At 56.5% G+C, this 843-nt stretch carries 1 protein-coding gene; it reads right to left on the reverse strand.

The annotated features are described in order from the left end of the window. Positions 1-843, reverse strand: an 843-nt coding sequence (locus tag ACJHWR_RS25255; RefSeq protein ID WP_410226722.1) for an AIDA repeat-containing protein, incomplete at both ends; no start/stop codon positions are given.

An 843-nucleotide genomic window follows, 5' to 3' on the forward strand; every position in this document is an offset into this window, starting at 1 on the left:
TGCCATCAATACTGAACTTACCGCTGGCATTGGTCCCCTCAACAGTGGCACCACTGTCTGCAATCAGGGCACTACCGGATGTCATGGTGACATCTGTTGCCTTACCACCGGCAGACACTGCCAGGGTTCCGCCGTCATCCACCCGTGTTTTCTGCGCTGAATGGCCTTCCAGTACATCCAGGCGACCGCCGGACTCCAGAACAACGCCGTCAGCCTTACCGTTTTCCACCGTGAAATTGCCCAGACGGTTGCTGCCAAGAACCGTTGCCGCAGTACTGGTAACCAGTGCTCCACCCTGTTTCAGGGTGACATGTGTGGCGGTACCACCGGCGTTCACCTGCAGTTTGCCTTTCTGGTTAACGGTGGTGAAATCCGCCAGACCACCTTCCTTGATAATCTGCCAGCCGTCACTGTTTACAACAGTGCCAGACGCCGTACCGCCGTTGTGCACATACTGGTACCCCCCATTCAGCGTGGTATCCAGTGCGTGACCATGTACAGTCTGGTCGCCGCCGGCATAAACCACAGTGGTATTTGCCGTTCCTTCAGCAGCCACAATCTGACGACCATTTTTATTGATGGTGGTGCGTACGGCATTTCCGCGAACAAACTGCCCGGTATCACCATTTTCTGCATCTGGTCCCCCTTCCGCGCCGGTATTCACAACCGTGTCGGTTGCCATTGCGCCGGATTTGACGGCCTGCCAGCCCTTCTCATTAATGACGGTACCCGTTGCAATCCCGCCTTCATGTACCCACTGCTCACCGCCGTTCAGAGTGGTATTCACTGCCTGCCCCTGAAGGCTCTGTCCGCCTCCGGCACTGATAACCGTGTCTGAAACGC

This window comes from Escherichia sp. WS568, assembly GCF_046486085.1.
GTDB classification, from domain to species: Bacteria; Pseudomonadota; Gammaproteobacteria; order Enterobacterales; family Enterobacteriaceae; genus Escherichia; species Escherichia coli.